Raw genomic sequence first — 3,983 nt, forward strand, 5'->3', positions numbered from 1 at the left:
GTGCCGGCACCACCTCCCGGGCCGACTTCTCCGTGAGTCAGTCCGACGAACCCGACCCCCAGTTCGAGGGACAGCACATCGATTACCACGTCGTCGTGACGAACCTGGGCCCCGACCGGGCCGCAGCGACGCTGACGGACACGATCCCCGCCGGATCCCTGCTCGTCGGTGCCACGCCTTCGCAGGGCACGTGCAGTCAGAGCGTGGGCATCCTCACCTGCGACCTGGGCGACCTCGCGCCGGACACCTCCGCGAACGTGCGCGTGACCGTCGTGGCGCCGCCCGGATGGACCAACGCCCTGAACGTCGCGACGGTGGCCATCGCTCCGCCCGGTGTTGATCCCGAGCCCGCCAACAACACCTCGCTCCAATCCACCCAGGTTGCCGCGACCAACATCGGCGACTTCGTCTGGCGCGACGACGACGCGGACGGGATCCGCGACCCGAACGAACCGGGCGTCGCGGACGTCGTCGTGCTGCTGTACGACGGCGTGGGAGGCCTCATCGGCTCCGCCGAGACGAACGCCAACGGCTACTACGCGTTGATGCAGCCCGTCTACGGCGTGCTCTACAACCTCCGATTCGTGTTGCCGGACGGCTTCGTGTTCTCGCCGCGCGACCAGGGAAGCGACGACACGATGGACAGCGACGCCGATCCGGTGACCGGAGAGACGATCGTCTTCCCGCTGGCGGAGGTCGCGGACACGGGGCGCTGGGACGCGGGCCTCGTACCCGACGCGGACGGCGACGGTTCGTTCGTCCCCGCCGACTGCAACGACTCCGATCCCGCCGCTCATCCCGGCGCCGTCGAGCTCTGCAACGGCCGGGACGACGACTGCGACGGCGGGGTGGACGAGACCTGCGACGCCGTCTGCGACGTCCCCGCGGAGCTCGGCGACGAGGTCGACCTGACGCCGACGGCGACCAACGCCGGGGTTCCGCGGATCGTCTGGACGGGAACGGAATACGGCATGGTCGTCTCCGACAACCGGGAGGGGAACTACGAGATCTACTTCACGCGCCTGGACGCGGCCTTCGGCCGGATCGGCGGCGACCTCCGCCTCACGAACGCGAGCGGGACGTCGACCTCGCCCTATCTCGCCTGGACGGGCACGGAATACGGCGTCGCCTGGCAGGACGACCGGGACGGGGACAACGAGATCTACTTCGCGCGGCTCGACGCCTCCGGGAACAAGATCGGCGGCGACGTCCGCGTCACGAGCGTCGCGGGCGCGTCGCAGCGGCCGCGCCTGGCCTGGTCGGGAAGCTCCTACGGGCTGATGTGGAACGACGTCCGCGACGGAACGGCACAGAACTACTTCGTCGAGCTGGCCGCCTCGGGGACCCCTCTCGGCACCGAGGAGCGCATCACGCCTTTCCCCTACTCCGCCCCCTCCGGCCGATTCGACTGGAACGGATCGGAGTTCGGGGTCGTCTACGTCGCGGTTCGCGACGGCGTTCAGCACGTGTGGTTCCAGGCCCTCGATCGGCACGGGGCCGTGATCACCCCCGAGACGAGCGTGACGAGCTCGACGGGAGTGATCCGCACCCCGATGATCGCCTGGGACGGAGTATCCCAGTTCGGGATCAGCTGGGTGGACAACCGCAGCGGCGGCGACCAGATCCTCTTCACGCGCGTCGCCGCCGACGGCACGAAGCTCACGGGCGACCATCCCCTGTTCGGACTCGCGTCCTCCGCCTCGATCCCGCAGATGCTCTTGCACTCGGGAGGCGAGTGGGCGCTCGCGTGGATCGACCAGGCGGTCGGCAACGCCGAGCTCTACTTCGGCCGGATCGCCGGGGACGCCCTGGCCGACGCCCCCATCCGGGTGACGAACCACCCCGCGACCGCCCAGAACCCCGCGCTGGAGTGGAACGGCACCGAATACGCGATCGCCTTCGCCGAGAACCGCGCGGGCACGAGCACCTACCACGTCTACGCCTCGCGCATCGGCTGCTGCACGGTCTCCACGATCGGCGACCGCGTCTGGCGCGACGCCGACGTGGACGGCGTCCAGGACCCCGGCGAGACCGGGGTGCCGGGGACGCTCGTGGCGGTCTACGACGGAACGGGTGCGCTTCTGGGCGCGAGCGCCACGGGAGCCGACGGCGCGTACCAGCTCACCGGCCTCTCCTGCGGAAGCACCTACGAGCTGCGCTTCTTCCCGCCGGGATCCGACTACCTCTCGCCGCAGCACCAGGGCGCCGACGACGCCCTCGACAGCGATCCCGACCCGGCGACCGGAAGCACGGGGAGCTTCGTGTTGACCTCGTCCGCCGACGCCGCGCGCTGGGACGCCGGGATCGCGGCGTGCTGGCCTCCCGACGAGCCGGTCTACATCGCCTCGGTGGGCCGCACGAGCGACGGGAACAACTACCCGGTCCTGAACTTCCAGGATCCGAACCAGCCCGAGCAGATCACCGGCTACGACGTCTACCGCTCCGACACCCCCGGCGCCGCGTGGCCGTGGCCGCTCGTCGCCACCGACGTCGTCGACATGGACGCGGCGACCCCGAATCTCCAGTGGGTCGACACCTCGGGGGACGTCTCCCCCACCGGCGCCTGGTACTACCAGGTGACCGCGTACAACCACCGTTGTCCGGCGGAAGGGCCGCGCTGAGGAACGAGGTACGCCATGCGATTCCTGCTCTTCGCCCTCGTGACGACGCTTGCGGCGGCCGCCGACCGCGCCCCCGACCGCCTCGTCGTGAAGTTCCGCGGCGACGTCGCGGCCGCCCTCCAGCAGGTCGGCCTCGAGAACTACGCCCCCTCGAGCGTCGCGCCGCTCTTCCCGCGCGGCACGGCCGCGATCGACGCCACGCGGCGCCGCGCCGAGCGCCTCTCCGGCCGGCGCCTCCCCGACCTCAACGCGTACGTCGAGATCGAAGTCGCCGCGGAGCGCTCGGAGGCGTTGCTGCGCCTGCTTCTCGCATCCCCCCTCGTCGAGACCGCCTACCGGCCGGCCCTCGCCCCGCCCCCGCCGACCGACATCCCGCCGACGACCCCGAACGGCGAGCCCGACCAGGGGTACCTCTACGCCGCGCCGGAGGGGGTGGAGGCGACCTACGCCTGGACGAAGGCCGGGGGACGCGGCGCCGGCATCCACGTCGTCGACATCGAATACGCGTGGCGCCAGGCGCACGAGGACCTCGAGTCGACCGTCGGGGCCTCCGCGTGTTACCCGGCCAATCCCGGCGACTACATCGAGCACGGCACCGCGGCGATGGGCCTCGTCGTCGCCGGCTCCAACGGGTACGGCGTGACCGGGCTTGCGAGCCTCGCGGTCCCGGCGTTCGTCAGCGACGCACCGGCGGGGATGAGCTACAGCGTCGCGCGCGCGATCGACTGCGCGACGACCCTCCTCGCCCCCGGGGACGTGATGCTGATCGAGGCGCAGACCTACGGCCCCACCGGGGCGTTCGTCCCGGTGGAGTGGGACGCGGCGGAGTACGACGCCGTCACGATCGCGACCGCGGCGGGGATCGTCGTCGTGGAGCCGGCCGGCAACGGCGGCGAGAACCTCGACGCGGCGGCCTACCTCGGCCGCTTCGACCGGAACGTCCGGGACTCGGGGGCGGTGATCGTCGGCGCGGGGGCGCCCCCCGACTACGGGACGCAGCCCGACCGTTCGCGACTCGCGCTCTCCTCGTACGGCACGCGGGTGGACGTCCAGGGCTGGGGGGACGACGTGGTGACGACGGGGTACGGCGACGCCTTCGACGGCGACGGGGACCCGAACCAGTACTACACCGCCGTGTTCAGCGGCACCTCGTCGGCGTCGGCGATGGTCGCGGGGGCCGTCGCGTCCCTGCGCGGCGCGCAGCGCGCGTGCAACGCGACGCCGATGCTGCCGGCGTACGTTCGGTCGCTTCTGGCCTCGACCGGCTCTCCCCAGGTCGCGGGCCCGTTCTCCGGGAACATCGGCACGCGACCGGACCTCCGCGCCGCGATCGACGCGTTGACCGTCGACCAGGACGGCGAC

The 3,983-nt window shown here is 71.7% G+C and carries 2 protein-coding genes; both read left to right on the forward strand.

Annotated features, from left to right (window positions below; all coding sequences use genetic code 11):
* A partial coding sequence (locus tag VF139_08065) for an SdrD B-like domain-containing protein (protein ID HEX6851351.1) occupies positions 1–2,621 on the forward strand: 2,621 nt, incomplete at its 5' end.
* Positions 2,622–2,636: 15 nt separating this feature from the next.
* The coding region (locus VF139_08070; protein HEX6851352.1) for a S8 family serine peptidase at positions 2,637–3,983 on the forward strand (1,347 nt) is incomplete at its 3' end.

The sequence above is a fragment of the Candidatus Polarisedimenticolaceae bacterium genome, assembly GCA_036376135.1.
Lineage (GTDB): Bacteria > Acidobacteriota > Polarisedimenticolia > Polarisedimenticolales > DASRJG01 > DASVAW01.